The following is a 12,571-nucleotide window of genomic DNA, read 5'->3' as shown; positions in this document are numbered from 1 at the left end:
GCGGCCGGGTCAGGCGTGGGCAGGCGTGGTCAGGCGGGGTCCTCCGCGCGCCCGGACCGCACCAGCCAGCTCAGCATCAGCATCACGTCGAGGCGGCCGTCGAGGTCGGTGAACCGGCCGCCGGTCAGCTCGGCGATGCGCCGCAGCCGGTACCGGACGGTCTGCTCGTGGATGTGCAGCCGCTCGGCCGCGAGGACGGCGTTGTCGCCGGACTGCAGGTAGGTCAGCAGCGTCTCGGCCAGCGGCTGACGGCGCGCCGGCGCCAGGTCGAGCAGCGGGCCGAGCACGGCCCCGGCGGTCGCGCCGACCAGCTCCTCCGCCGCCAGCGTGGCCAGCGAGGCGATGTGCTCGACGCACCGGACCGGCGCCCCGCCGGGCAGCAGGCCCCGCTCGACGAGGGTCAGCGCGTGCCGCGCCCACCGCAGCGACACCGCGCCCTGCGTGAGCGGCACCGTCGGCCCGATCGCGGCGGTGCCGAGCCGGCGCAGCGCCGCCCACAGCCGGTCCTGCCCGGGCCCCTCCGGGTCGGGGACGACCAGGAACGGGACGGGCGCGTCCCACGCGGCCAGCACCGCCGGCGGCAGGATCCGGGCGCCCGCGGGCGCGGCGGCGGGCAGCGCGACCAGCCCGACGCTGCGCGGCGGGTCCCAGCGGGCCGCGACCGCCAGCTCGGTGATCGCCTCGTGCCCGGGCGACGGCTCGGCGACCAGCGCGTCCCGCAGCCGCTCGCGGCGCTGCTCCCGCTCGGTCGCCAGCTGCCCCTGCTCGCGGGCGTAGCCCTGCGCCGCCGCGTCGGCGATGCGCGCCACGAGCATGAACAGCGAGTCGGTCAGGCGGCCCAGCGTCTCGCGGGACCAGCCGAGCCGGTAGGCGTCCTTGATGAAGCGGCGGCAGGCGATCTGGCTGCTCACCCGCATCGCGTTCTGCAGCGCCTCCAGCCCGCGCCCCTGCCGGGCCTCCTGCTCGCCGAGGCGCATGTACAGCTCGGTCAGGTGCCGCGCGTCGGCGTCCGGGTGGTCGACGGAGTCGACGAAGAACGCGACCGTCTCGCCGACCGTCCGCTCGACCCGCAGGGCGTAGGCGCCGTCGCCGTCGCCCCCGTACTCGGGCACCTGGTCGCGGATCTCCCGCTCCATCTCCTCGATGGCGGCCTGCAGGTGCTGGCGCAGCAGGTCGGGCAGCTCGGCGGGCATCGACCCTTGTGCCATCCGGTGTCCGTTCGGCAGGGGACTGACCATGGAGCCTCCCTCGGGGAGGGTGAACCGGCCTCACCCTAGGCAAGAAAGTGATCGCTGTCACCATCAGGTGCACTCGCGGTGAAGGCGGATGTCGGGACGGAAGGTAGTCGGAATCCTCCTGTAATGCGTATCACGTGCCCCGGCGGTCCCGGCCGTCCCCCCGGCGGCTAGGGGACGGCGGGTTCCGGCAGCGGCGCGGGCGGCTCCGCGGGCGGTTCGGGCGCGCGGGGCTCGCGGCGGGTCAGCCGGCGGCCGAGGCGCTGCGCCGGGCGCTCGACGTAGCGGTGCGCCAGGCCGGCGGCGACGAGGACGGTGGCCAGCAGCACGCCCCACCAGGCCAGCCGCACCCACAGCGGCATGGCGTCGCGCTCCCCGGCGACCCGCCAGACCATCTGGACGATCATCGGGTGCAGCAGGTAGACCGAGTAGCTGACGAGCCCGAGCCACATCAGCGCGCGGGGCATCCGGCGGTGCCGCAGGGCCAGGCCGCCGAGGAAGGTCAGCCAGGCGGCGGCCACGCCGATCGACCAGTCGACGCCGAGCGACTGGGAGTAGCCGTGCGCGGCCCAGGTCGCGGGCGGGCGCAGGCCCGCCAGCAGGGTCAGGACCGGGACGAGGGCGACCATCGCGGCGGCCGGCTTCGCCGGCATCCGGCCGTCCTGGATGCCGCGCACCGCCGTCCCGGCGAACATCGTGGCGATGATGCAGAGGCTCTCGACGCCGCCGATCCGGCTGTCCAGGACGAGCAGCGTCAGTGCGAGCGCCGCGACGATCGCGACGCCCGCGCGGCGCACCGCCGGACGGCCGCTGACCATGGCCGCGATGCCGGCCGCGAGGGCGGCCGCCGCGACCATCGGGGTCGCGCCGGGCCAGCGGGTGGCCAGCAGCGCGGACGGCAGCGAGACGCCGAGCATCGCGGCGGCCACGCCGAAGCCGAGCGAGACCCGGGCGCTCGCGCCCTTCACGCCCGCGATGAACATCGCGGTGATGAGGAGGTAGAACACCATCTCGTAGGACAGCGTCCAGAAGACGTTGACGACGTTGGGCACGCCGAGGAGGTCCTGCAGCATCGTCAGATGGGCGACCGCGGAGATCCACGGGCGGTCGCCGAGCCCGTTCGGCAGGCCCCACGACACGCCGGTCACGCCGAGCGCGAGCATGAGCCCGACGGACACGAACCAGGCCGGGTAGAGCCGGAAGAGCCGGCCGACCCAGAACGTGCGGACGCTGCCCCGCCGGACCAGCGAGAACGGCACGACGTAGCCGCTGATCAGGAAGAACAGGAAGACCCCGTACCGCCCGAAGTCGAACCACGGGCTCACGTTCCGGCGGACCTCGGGGAGCAGCACGTCCAGGGAATGCTCGAACACCACCACCAGCGCGGCCAGGCCCCGCAGGGCGTCGAGCCAGCCCATCCGGGACGCCGTGGCCGCCGTCGCGCCGTTCGCCTTCGTTTCCGTGGTGAGAGTGTTCGTCGGCATCCGGGCCACCCTAGGGGCCCTGCCTCCGCGTTCTCCACAGAGCCCCTGAACATCACCTGAACACGGCGTGTCCGGGAACCTGCCCCGAAGCCCGCCGTCCGGGGGCTAGGAGCGGACGCCGACGCCCGCGTACAGGATCGCCGTTCCGTCCGCCGAGGGCGGGCTCCCGGCGCGCCACCGCCCGGCGGGCACGAGGCCGGGGGGCAGCGGTGCGAACGGCCCGAAGAGCCGCTCGATCTCGCGGGCGGTGCGGGGCAGCAGCGGCCCGGCGCCCGCCGCCGCGTACCGCCGGGCCGCCTCGGCGACCGCCGCAGGCGCGTGGTCGGCGGTGGCGTGCGAGACGACGAGCGCGCTGCCCGGCGCGGCCGCGGCGCCGAGCGCGGCGAGCGGGACGTGCGGGTCCGGCAGGAGGTGCAGGACGGAGGAGAACACCAGCGCCACCGGCTCGGCCGGGTCGATCAGCCGCCGCACCTGCGGGGCGGCCAGGATCGACGCCGGGTCGCGCAGGTCGGCCTGGAGCGCGGCGATGTTGCCGCCCTCGACCAGCAGCGCGCGGGCGTGCGCGATCACCAGCGGGTCGGCGTCGACGTAGACGACGCGGGGGCCGGCGGTGTGCCGCGCGGCCATCTGGTGCAGGTTGTCGCCGGCGGGCAGGCCGCAGCCGAGGTCGAGGAACTGCCGGACGCCGCGCTCGGCGCAGGCGCGGACCGCGCGGGCGAGGAACGCCCGGCCGTCGCGCGCGGCGTCCGCCGCCTGCGGCAGGACGTCCAGGACCTGCCGGGCGAGGTCGCGGTCGGCGGCGTAGTTGTCCTTGCCGCCGAGGAGGTGGTCGTGCACGCGGGAGGAGGCGGGCCGGTGCAGGGCGAGCGCGGCGCCGCCGGACGCCGGGACGGCGGTCGTCCCGGCGCGCCGGGACGACTGGGCGGCGGAGGGGCCGGCGGCGGCGGGCTCGGTGCCCACGGCGCGCAGGCTCATGGGCGCGCCGTCCCGGCCTGGTACCCGGACCGGAAGGGAGCGGCGCGGCGGCGCGTGCGGGACGGCGGGCGGGACGGCGTCATGGGCGCTTCACCAATCGTGGGGTGGCTACCCTTCGACGGTAGGCCGCACGGGCGGGGGCGGCGCGGCCGCTGCCCCCGGTCGGGCCGGAAAACGCCGCCGGCATGGCCGCATGGGGTCACCCGCGTTTGGCGGTGATCTCCGCCTTCCGGGCGCGGGGGCGACGGGCATCAGGAGCGCGGCGAGGCGGCGGACCGTCACCGGTCCGCCACGCGTGCCGCGACCGTCCTCCCGGAGGTGGCCGCTTCCGGCCATGACAGGGCCTTAACCGAAGGTGCACCCGCGTGTCGGGATTCCGGTCAGCCGCTGTTCGGATCCCGCCACATCAGCCACACCGGCGGGCAGCCCCGGCCCGGCATGGCGAGCTCCCGCGTCACCCGGAACCCGAACCTCTCGTAGTACGGGACGTTCCGCTCCTTCGAGCTCTCGAGGTAGGCCGGGAGGCCCTCGGCGTCGCAGCGGTCCAGCCTCGAGCGCAGCAGCGCCCCGCCGAGGCCGTTGCCCTGCGCGGGCGGGTCGGTGCCGAGCACCGCCAGGTACCAGTGCGGCTCCGGCGGATGGTGCTTCTCGATCTCGCCGAGGGCGCGCAGCGCCGCCGGCACCCGGCGGCCGAGCGTGCGCAGCAGCGGCCCGGCCTGCGCCGCCTGGGCACGCGCCGGGACGCGCCAGAGCCCCGGCGGGTCCCACAGCGCGGCGGCCTCCACGTCCGGCCCGCGGCCCGCCGCCTCGGTGCCCTCGTGCCGCAGGTGCACGTGCCGCAGCAGGATGCCGAACACGCCGGTCAGCCGGCGGACGCGGGACGCCTCGTCGGGCAGGATCCAGCGCCAGACCGGGTCGTCGTCGAACGCGCGCCCGAGCACCGCGGCGATCGCGGCGGCGTCGGCGCCGCCCGCCGCGCGGACGAGCGGAGAGGGCTGGGAGTGGGACGGCATGGCGGGGCCTCCTCGGGACGCGCCGATCCTCGCCGGACGCGGCGGCCCCGTCAAGGCGGGGCGCTTCCGCGGGGCGCCCAGGCCGGCGAGGGTCCGGGCAAGGGACGGTCAGCGGCGGCCGCGGCGCCCCTCGCGGGCCCGGCTCAGCTCCTCCAGCACCAGCGTGGCGCCGATCCCGATCAGCCAGGAGTCCTTGGCGAGCGGGATCCCCTGCTGCGTGGGGCGCAGCCCCTCGCGCATGCCGGGCAGCCGCAGGTAGAGGCCGATGAGCCCGCCCGCGAACGCGGTGAGCGCCCCGCCCGCCAGCAGCGTCGGGACCAGCGGGGTGACCAGCGCGGTGCCGAGCGCGACCTCGGTCGCGCCGAGGTTGCGCGTGAACTCGCTCTTGTCCTGCGACTCCAGGAACGGGTAGGCGGTCTTGGCGGTCCCGTGGACGTAGTCGGCCGTCCCCTCGTCGCCCTTGAGCTTCGACAGGCCCGAGTTCAGCACGAACGCGCCCACGATCAGCCGGACGGGCATCTGGTGCGCGCGAGCAAGAAAACGCATCGTTCCCCATAACGATCGGGAGATTCAGGGCGCAGGGATCATTCCCGCGAGCGGCGCGCTACACCTGAAGCCGCGGTCAAGTCTCGGCCACGGCTCGCCGCCTCCCGCCGCTCAGGACGCGAGGCGGTCCTCCGAGAAGCGCTCGGCGGCGGCGCGCAGCGCCTCGACGCACGCGTCGACGGCCGGCCCCGCGGCCTCCGTCCGCCACGCCACATAGATCTTGCGGCGCACGACCGGGCGGGTGGCGAGCATCCGGACCCCGGCGGGCACCGGGTCGCGGCCGAGCCGGGGGATCATCGCGGCGGCGAGCCCGGCGGCGACGAACGCCAGCTGGGTGGGGTAGTCCGCCACGTTGCAGGCGATCTCGGGGTCGACGTTGTTCTCGCGCAGCGTCTGGACGATCTGCTTCTCGCAGGTCCCGCCGGCGGTCCAGGCCGCCCATCGCAGGCCGCGCAGCTCGTGCAGGTCGACGGTGCGGCGGCGGGCGAGCGGGTGCGCGGCCGGGAGCGCGAGGTCGATGACGTCGGAGGACAGCAGGACGTTCGACACCGAGGCGGGGAACGGGGTCGGCAGCGTGTCCCAGCTCTCCACCATCGCCACGTCGAGGTCGCCGCGCGCCAGGGCGGGCAGCACGTTCTCCGTCTCGCCCTCCCGGAGGGTGGGGGACAGGCCGGGGTGCCGCTCGCGCAGCGCGGCGAGCGCGGGCGGCAGCACCGACCGGGCGGCGGTGACGAACGCGCCGAGCCGCACGGGCCCGGTCACGTCCGCGCGCAGCCCGTCCAGCTCGGCGGCGGCGGCCGACAGCTGCGCGAGCACCCGCCCGGCGTGCTCCGCCAGGACCTGGCCCGCGCGGGTGAGGCGCACGCCGCGGCCCTGCGGTTCGAGCAGCCGGTGGCCGGTCTCGCGTTCGAGCTTGGCCAGCTGCTGCGAGACGCCGGACGGCGTCACGTGCATCGCCTCGGCCGCCGCCGCGATCGATCCGTGCACCGAGACCGCGTGCAGCGCCCGGAGCCGCTCCAGGTTCATCGTCACGGTAGAGATACTACCGATTTCCGCTGAAGAACATTCGCTTGTGCTAATTGGTCGGGCGCGGCAGCGTGGAGGCGTGCGAAGGATCGACCCGCGTCTGCTCGCGATCGCCGGGGCCGCGTTCATCTCCGTCTCGGCGATCCTGTTCCGGCTGTCCGGCGTCTCGCCGGGGACCGCCGCGTTCTTCCGCTGCGCGCTCGCGCTGCCGGTGCTGGCGCCGCTCGCCCTGCGGGAGCGGCGCCGCGCCGGGCCGCGCCGGCGCGGGGCGGTGGACGTGGCGGCCGGGCTCCTGCTGGGCGCCGACCTGGTGCTGTGGGGCGCGTCGATCGACCGGGTCGGCGCCGGGATCGCGACCGTCCTGGTGAACGTGCAGGTCGTGGTGGTGCCGCTGCTGGCGCTTGCCGTCTTCGGCGAGCGCCCGTCCCGGCCGTTCGCGCTCGCCGTCCCGGTGATGCTCGGCGGGGTGGCGCTCGCCGGCGGGGTCGCCGAGCACGGGACGGGCACGGACCCGGCCGCCGGGATCGCTCTCGGCGTTGCCGCCGGCGCCGCCTACGCGGGCTACCTGTTCCTCACGCGCGTCGCCGGACGGGGGCAGGAGCACCGGGCGCAGCCCGTCCTGCTGTCGACCTGCGGCGCGGGCGCCATGGCGGTCGTGATCGGCGCGCCGTGGCAGGGCGTCGACCCGGCGCCCGGCTGGGCCGCGCTCGGCTGGCTCGCCGCCCTGGCCGTGACGGGCCAGGTCTGCGGATGGATGCTCATCGGCGCCGCGCTGCCCAGGCTCCGCGCCGAGGAGGGCGGGACTCTGCTGCTCCTGCAGCCGGTCCTGGCCGTCGTGTTCGGCGCGGCGGTCCTCGGCGAGCGCCCCGGTTTCTCGCAGATCGCGGGCTGCGTGCTCGTCCTCGCGGCGGTCCGCCTGGCCGGACGGCGCGCCGGCCGCCGGAGCGCCGGACGCCCCGAGGGCGCGCGCCCGCCGTCGCCGCCGGGTACGGTTCATCGGCGTGACGACTCCGCCGCCCGCGCCATCGCCCGCTCCCGAATGGGAGCCCGAACATGAGGTGACGGCGGAGGCGGCCGCCGCGCTGGTCGGCGCCCGGTTCCCCGGCCTCGCGGGCGCCCCGGTGGAGGCGCTCGCCACCGGCTGGGACAACACGGTCTTCCTGGTCGGCGGCGAGTGGGCGTTCCGCTTCCCCCGCAGGCGGATCGCCGTCCCCGGCGTCGAGCGCGAGATCGCGGTGCTTCCCGCGATCGCCCCGCGCCTGCCGCTGCCGATCCCCCTGCCGCGCTTCACCGCCGGGCCGTCGGAGGAGTTCCCGTGGCCGTTCTGGGGCGCGCGGATGATCCCCGGACGCGAACTCGCCGAGGTCCGGCCCCGCGACGAGGACCGGACGGCCCTCGCGGAGCGCGTCGGCGCCTTCCTCCGCGCGCTGCACGACCCGGCGCTCGCCGCCGAGGCGGGGGGCGGGCTGCCGCACGACCCGATGAAGCGGGCGGACCCCGCCGTCCGCGCCGCGCGGACGCACCCCCGGCTGGACTCGCTGGTCCGCCTCGGCGTCTGGGAGCGGGACCGTGCCGTCACGGACCTCCTCGCCGGCGCGCGGCACCTGGACCCGCCGCCCGGCGGGCCGGTGATCGTCCACGGGGACCTGCACGTCCGGCACCTGCTGCTCGACCGCGGCGGACGAGCCGCCGGAGTCATCGACTGGGGCGACCTGTGCCTGGCGGACCCGGCCGTCGACCTGTCGATCGCCTACGCCGGGTTCTCCGGCGCCGCCCGCGCCGCGCTGCTGGCCGCGTACGGCCCCGTCCCGCCGGAGCGGGAGGCGGCCGCCCGCGTGCTGGCGCTGAACCTCAGCGCGACGCTCGCCGAATGGGCCGCGTCCACCGGGCGCGCGGCCCTGCTCGCCGAGGCGCTCGCCGGCATCGGCCGCGCCGTCGCGGGCTGAGCGGGCCGCCGGGCGGGCCGTCGAGCGGGCCTCAGACCCGCATGTACACGCGGATGGCGGTGCCGCCGGGACCGGTGTGCACGCGGACGAGGTCCGCGAGGTGGTTGACCAGCAGGATCCCGCGTCCGCCGAGCGGGCTCATCGCCGCCGGGCGGCGCCCGGCGAGCGGGTCGTCGATGGTGCCGGCGTCGCTGACCTCGCAGACGACCTGGCCGTCCTCGGACCAGATCCGCGCCGTCCCCTTCCCGCCGCCGTGCAGGCAGGAGTTGGCGGCGAGCTCGTGCACGGCCACCTCGAGGTCCCCCGCCGGGTCCGGAGCGAGGCCGAGATGCCGGGCCCAGCGGCAGGTGAACTCGCGGACGCGGGGGAGCCCGTCCAGGTCGAAGCTCATCCGCGCGGCGTCGGACGGCTCGGGCAGCGGCCGGTTGTAGGAGTCGATGACGCGGCCGGGCGCGTAGTCGCCGCTGGCCCGCGTGCCGTGCCGGTCGATGACGACCGGGTGGGTGGCCCGGGCGTCGGAGATCACGACGGCGTCCAGGCCCGCCAGGTCGTAGGGGCACAGGATGGACACCTCGCGGCCGGCGAACGCCAGGTTGATCAGCGCCTCGTGCTGGGCGCAGGCGGGGTACTCGGTGCCGGTCCGGCCGGGCCAGACCGGCTCTCCGATGATCCGGACGCGCCCGGCGGGGTGGCGGTCGGCGAACTCGCGGAGCACGCCGGGGATGATCCGGCCCGGGTTGCGGCCCGCCTCGGTCATGTCCAGCCACCGGACACCGTCGGCGGCCGCGCCGAGCGCCGTGCGGAGCACGCCGAGCCGGGGCCCGGGGACGGCGACGGCCACCGGTTCGCCGGCGTCGAGGCCGTCGCGGAGGAACGGGACGGTTCCGGCGAGGTACTCCTCCTCGCCCCGGTAGAAGAGGGCGGGATGGACGAACGGATCCCCCGGTGACGCGTCGTCCGGATCCATCTCCCCGTGGCCCCCAAGCCGTCAGTGAACGCGGTTCACCCCCCGTACCCGTGAACGAGCAGGTGAAAACGGGGTGAATCATCTCATAGCGCTCGGGCGTGGAGGAGGGCGGCGTCCACCACGTCGGTGAGCCGTCCCCTGCGGCGGTACGCGGCGCGCTGCCGCTCCGCGCCCGTCCCGCCGGTCATCAGCCGCCGCACGCCGGCCGCGACCCGGTCCAGGTCGCCGCTGTCGCGCAGCGCGGGCAGCACGTGCGCGAGCAGGTCCCCGGCCAGTTCGCGGAACGCCGCGGGACGGCCCGTGCACACGTCCACGCCGTCGCCCGCCAGCCCGTCGCGGGCCGCCAGCCAGTACGCCGCGCGCAGCATCTCCTGCGACGGGCCGGGCGGGGGCTCCCCGGCCTCCACCGCGCGCACCGACATCTCGACGAGCGCGCGGATCAGCGCCGCGAACACCGACGCGTCCGCCGCGGTCGGCGCGACGTCGCCGAGCCGCACCTCGACCGTGGGCAGCCGCGCCGACGGCCGGACGTCCCAGAAGATGGTGCCGGTGTCCATCAGCGCGCCGCAGCCCAGCAGCGTGCCGACCAGCTCCTCGTAGTGCGCGTACGACTCGAAGTACGGCGGCGGCCCCGCCACCGGCCAGCGCGCCCACGTCATGGCCCGCCAGCACGCGTGCCCGGTGTCGCGGCCCGCCCAGTACGGCGAGTTGGCCGCCAGCGCCAGCAGCGTCGGCAGCCATGGCCGCAGATGGTTGCTGACCGCGACGGCCCGCTCCCGGTCGGGCATCTCGACGTGGACGTGGCAGGAGCAGATGCTCTGCTCGTCGTCCAGCGCCCGGTAGACCGCGAGGCTCTCGGCGTAGCGGGCGCCCGCGCCGATCGGCGCGGGCACGAGGTCGCCGAGCACGGGCGTGCCGGTCGCGGCCAGCCGCACCCCCTCGGCGGCGGCGGCGCCCGCCATCGCGGCGCGCATCGCCCCGACCTGCTCCTCCAGCTTGTCCAGGTCGTCGCAGGGCGGGGTCTTCGCCTCGGCCAGGAAGTCGACCAGCTCCGTGGAGGCGCGCTCGCCGAGCGCCCGCTCCGCGCGCCGCACCACGGCGGCGGCGCGGGGGACGACCTCACGGGAACCGGGATCGACGACGAAGTACTCTTCCTCGATTCCCATTCGCAGGGCCATCCCACCACCTCGGGGTCGGGGGCTCGCAGGCGGCCGCGTCACTTCGACGGTACGTTCTCGCGGCCCGCTTCGCACCCACCGGAGGTGGCCGCGCTCCGGGGCGGGATTCCTCTTGACGTTCTTTTGACCCGCCGCTCAGCGGGCAGCGTTGAGGGGGAGACGCCGCGCAACGACGAAGGAAGGTGGTCCGGATGACCGGCTCGACCTCGGTCGGCGTGCTCGTGCTGGTGCTGGCGATCGCGGCCCTCGTGCTCGTCGGCCTGATCTATTTCGGCGGACGGGGGAGGGGCCCGCACAACGGCCTGGACAGGGACCGCCGCTGACCGGCCCGGCGGTCCGGGCCGGTCGGGCAGGAGGTCAGGGCCCCTTGTCGACGAAGTACATCGACAGGGCGATGATGTGGGTCACCACCACGACGCCGATGCCGAAGAAGAACAGCATCTTCGCGGGCCCGTGGGGGAACACGGTCCCGGGCTTCAGCGGCCCGCGCTCGCGCTGGCGGGCCGCGATCCGCTCCTCGATGGGCGGTCGCCCGAACACGGCTACTGGCGGGGGTCGTCGACGACGACGTCGGTCATGATGTCGACCGCGAGGGCGATGATCCCGCCGATCACGGCGACCGCGGCGCCCGCCCCGAAGACGATCCAGTCGGGGCCCATGACGATGCCCACGCCGCCGATGACGAAACCGACGAAGATGATGGCCACGGCGATCCAGGACTTCGGGCGTCCGGCGTGGCTGCCAGTCGACATGCGCAGTCTTCTCTTTCCGCGTTCGGTGGGGGACGGAGACCCGTCGTGATCGGGTCCTCGACGCCGAACTCTAGCAACGCCCGGCCCGCGGGCCCGCAGCGGGGCCGCGGCGCGCCGACCCGTTCCCGCCCGCGCGCCGACCGGCTCCGGCCCGCGCGGCGCGCACCGCCCCCCGGAGCGGGCGCGCGGCGTCACACGAACGCGCCCTGCCCCGTCGCCGCGCGGCCGACGATCAGCGTGTTGATCTCCCGGGTGCCCTCGTAGGAGTAGAGCGCCTCGGCGTCGGCGACGAACCGCCCGATGCCGTAGTCGAGGACGATCCCGTTGCCCGCCATCAGCTCGCGGCCCCAGCCCACCGCCTCGCGCATCCGGCTGGTGCAGTACGCCTTGGCGAGCGCCGAGTGCTCGTCGCGGTAGAGCCCCTCGTCCTGCAGCTGCGCCAGCCGCACCACCATGCCGAGCGAGGCCGTCGCGTTCCCGAGCATCCTGACCAGCAGGTCCTGGACGAGCTGGAACTTGGCGATCGGCCGCCCGAACTGCTCGCGCCCCACCGCGTAGTCGCGGGCGATCTCGTAGGCGGCGAGCATCACGCCGACCGCCTGCCAGGCGACGCCGCTGCGGGTGCGGCGCAGGATCGCGGCGGTGTCCTTGAAGCCCTTCGCGCCGGGCAGCCGGTCGGACTCGGGGACCACGCAGTCCTCGAACGCCAGGTCCGCGTTCTGCACCGTGCGCAGCGCGATCTTGTTCTCGATGCGGGTCGCGGTGAAGCCGGGCGCGTCCTTGCCGACGACGAACCCCTTCACCCGGTCGTCGGCCTCGTCCCGGGCCCACACGACGATCAGGTCGGCGAACGTGCCGTTGCCGATCCACCGCTTGGCGCCGTTCAGCACCCACGAGTCGCCGTCGCGCCGCGCGGTGGTGCGCAGCCCCAGCGCGACGTCGGAGCCGCCCTCCGGCTCGGTCAGCGCGAACGCGCCGATCTTCTCCATCCGCGCCATCGCGGGCAGCCACCGCTCGCGCTGCTCCGGCGATCCGCACCGGCCGATGCTGCCCATCGCCAGCCCGGTGTGCACGCCGAAGAACGTGGCCATGGACGGGTCGACGCGCGCCATGTCCATGGCCAGGAACCCGGTGAGCAGGCTGCTCGGCTTCTCCCCGGGGCACTCGTCGTGGGCGAGCCCGGCGATGCCCAGCTCGCCGTACCGGGGAACGAGGTCGAAGGGGAACTCGGCCCGGCTCCAGCAGTCGTCGGCGATCGGCGCGACCTTGGACTCCAGGAAGCCGCGCACGCGTTCGACGATCTCCTTCTCGCGCCCGTCGAGCAGGTCTTGCATGTGGTACAGGTCACCCGGCAGCGCATCCAGCGTCATGCGGGTGCCTCTTCCCCGCACCCGGACCGCTAACCGGCGGCGGGCGCGGGCCTCCCGGCGGTTCTGGTGACCGGGACCC

At 75.8% G+C, this 12,571-nt stretch carries 14 protein-coding genes; 3 read left to right on the top strand and 11 right to left on the bottom strand.

Features of this window, described 5'->3' with window-relative positions; translation table 11 throughout:
• Positions 1 to 29: 29 nt before the first annotated feature.
• From J4557_RS24200 to J4557_RS24175, 6 genes are all read right to left on the bottom strand, one after another.
• A complete protein-coding gene (locus tag J4557_RS24200) occupies positions 30 to 1,238 on the bottom strand; it encodes a PucR family transcriptional regulator (protein ID WP_243776255.1) in 1,209 nt (402 codons plus the stop codon).
• Between the two features lie 167 nt (positions 1,239 to 1,405).
• On the bottom strand, positions 1,406 to 2,719 hold the full coding sequence (locus J4557_RS24195; RefSeq protein WP_208269017.1) for an acyltransferase family protein: 1,314 nt from the start codon (positions 2,717 to 2,719) through the stop codon (positions 1,406 to 1,408).
• A 105-nt stretch (positions 2,720 to 2,824) separates the two neighbouring features.
• Positions 2,825 to 3,694, bottom strand: coding sequence for an SAM-dependent methyltransferase (locus J4557_RS24190; protein WP_208269016.1), 870 nt, complete (start codon positions 3,692 to 3,694; stop codon positions 2,825 to 2,827).
• A 380-nt stretch (positions 3,695 to 4,074) separates the two neighbouring features.
• A complete protein-coding gene (locus J4557_RS24185; protein ID WP_208269015.1) occupies positions 4,075 to 4,707 on the bottom strand; it encodes a GNAT family N-acetyltransferase in 633 nt (210 codons plus the stop codon).
• Between the two features lie 108 nt (positions 4,708 to 4,815).
• Entirely contained in the window at positions 4,816 to 5,253 is a 438-nt protein-coding gene (locus tag J4557_RS24180) for a hypothetical protein (protein ID WP_208269014.1), read from the bottom strand.
• A 111-nt stretch (positions 5,254 to 5,364) separates the two neighbouring features.
• Positions 5,365 to 6,279, bottom strand: coding sequence for a LysR family transcriptional regulator (locus J4557_RS24175; RefSeq protein WP_208269110.1), 915 nt, complete (start codon positions 6,277 to 6,279; stop codon positions 5,365 to 5,367).
• A gap of 79 nt (positions 6,280 to 6,358) precedes the next feature.
• Here J4557_RS24175 and J4557_RS24170 point away from each other — a divergent pair, with 79 nt between their 5' ends.
• Both J4557_RS24170 and J4557_RS24165 read left to right on the top strand, forming a co-directional pair.
• Complete coding sequence (locus J4557_RS24170) at positions 6,359 to 7,336, top strand: DMT family transporter (RefSeq protein WP_307800165.1); 978 nt, start codon at positions 6,359 to 6,361, stop codon at positions 7,334 to 7,336.
• Positions 7,281 to 8,225: a phosphotransferase gene (locus J4557_RS24165; RefSeq protein WP_208269012.1), complete on the top strand. Its 945-nt coding sequence runs from the start codon at positions 7,281 to 7,283 to the stop codon at positions 8,223 to 8,225. The genes J4557_RS24170 and J4557_RS24165 overlap by 56 nt, the downstream gene beginning before the upstream one ends.
• 31 nt (positions 8,226 to 8,256) lie before the next feature.
• Here J4557_RS24165 and J4557_RS24160 read toward each other — a convergent pair whose 3' ends face one another.
• On the bottom strand, positions 8,257 to 9,192 hold the full coding sequence (locus J4557_RS24160; protein ID WP_208269011.1) for an anti-sigma factor RsbA family regulatory protein: 936 nt from the start codon (positions 9,190 to 9,192) through the stop codon (positions 8,257 to 8,259).
• An 83-nt stretch (positions 9,193 to 9,275) separates the two neighbouring features.
• Positions 9,276 to 10,358 carry a carboxylate-amine ligase gene (locus J4557_RS24155; protein ID WP_243776254.1) on the bottom strand — a complete coding sequence of 361 codons (1,083 nt, stop codon included), beginning with the start codon at positions 10,356 to 10,358 and terminating at the stop codon, positions 9,276 to 9,278.
• Positions 10,359 to 10,561: 203 nt separating this feature from the next.
• Here J4557_RS24155 and J4557_RS51060 point away from each other — a divergent pair, with 203 nt between their 5' ends.
• Entirely contained in the window at positions 10,562 to 10,693 is a 132-nt protein-coding gene (locus J4557_RS51060) for a hypothetical protein (protein WP_279576161.1), read from the top strand.
• 34 nt (positions 10,694 to 10,727) lie between these two features.
• Here J4557_RS51060 and J4557_RS24150 read toward each other — a convergent pair whose 3' ends face one another.
• The 3 genes from J4557_RS24150 to J4557_RS24140 form a co-directional block, all read right to left on the bottom strand.
• The gene (locus tag J4557_RS24150; RefSeq protein WP_173091808.1) at positions 10,728 to 10,910 is read right to left on the bottom strand and encodes a hypothetical protein; all 183 of its coding nucleotides are present in this window, start codon (positions 10,908 to 10,910) and stop codon (positions 10,728 to 10,730) included.
• Positions 10,911 to 10,912: 2 nt separating this feature from the next.
• The gene (locus tag J4557_RS24145; protein ID WP_151542630.1) at positions 10,913 to 11,122 is read right to left on the bottom strand and encodes an HGxxPAAW family protein; all 210 of its coding nucleotides are present in this window, start codon (positions 11,120 to 11,122) and stop codon (positions 10,913 to 10,915) included.
• A gap of 191 nt (positions 11,123 to 11,313) precedes the next feature.
• Positions 11,314 to 12,492 (bottom strand): acyl-CoA dehydrogenase family protein, encoded by a 1,179-nt coding sequence (locus J4557_RS24140; protein WP_208269009.1) that lies wholly within the window; start codon positions 12,490 to 12,492, stop codon positions 11,314 to 11,316.
• Positions 12,493 to 12,571 lie beyond the last annotated feature (79 nt).

It is taken from the genome of Actinomadura nitritigenes, assembly GCF_017573545.1.
Classification (GTDB): Bacteria; Actinomycetota; Actinomycetes; order Streptosporangiales; family Streptosporangiaceae; genus Spirillospora; species Spirillospora nitritigenes.
Note: the sequence above shows the minus strand (reverse complement) of the source record. Positions and strands in the feature narration are given on the sequence as shown.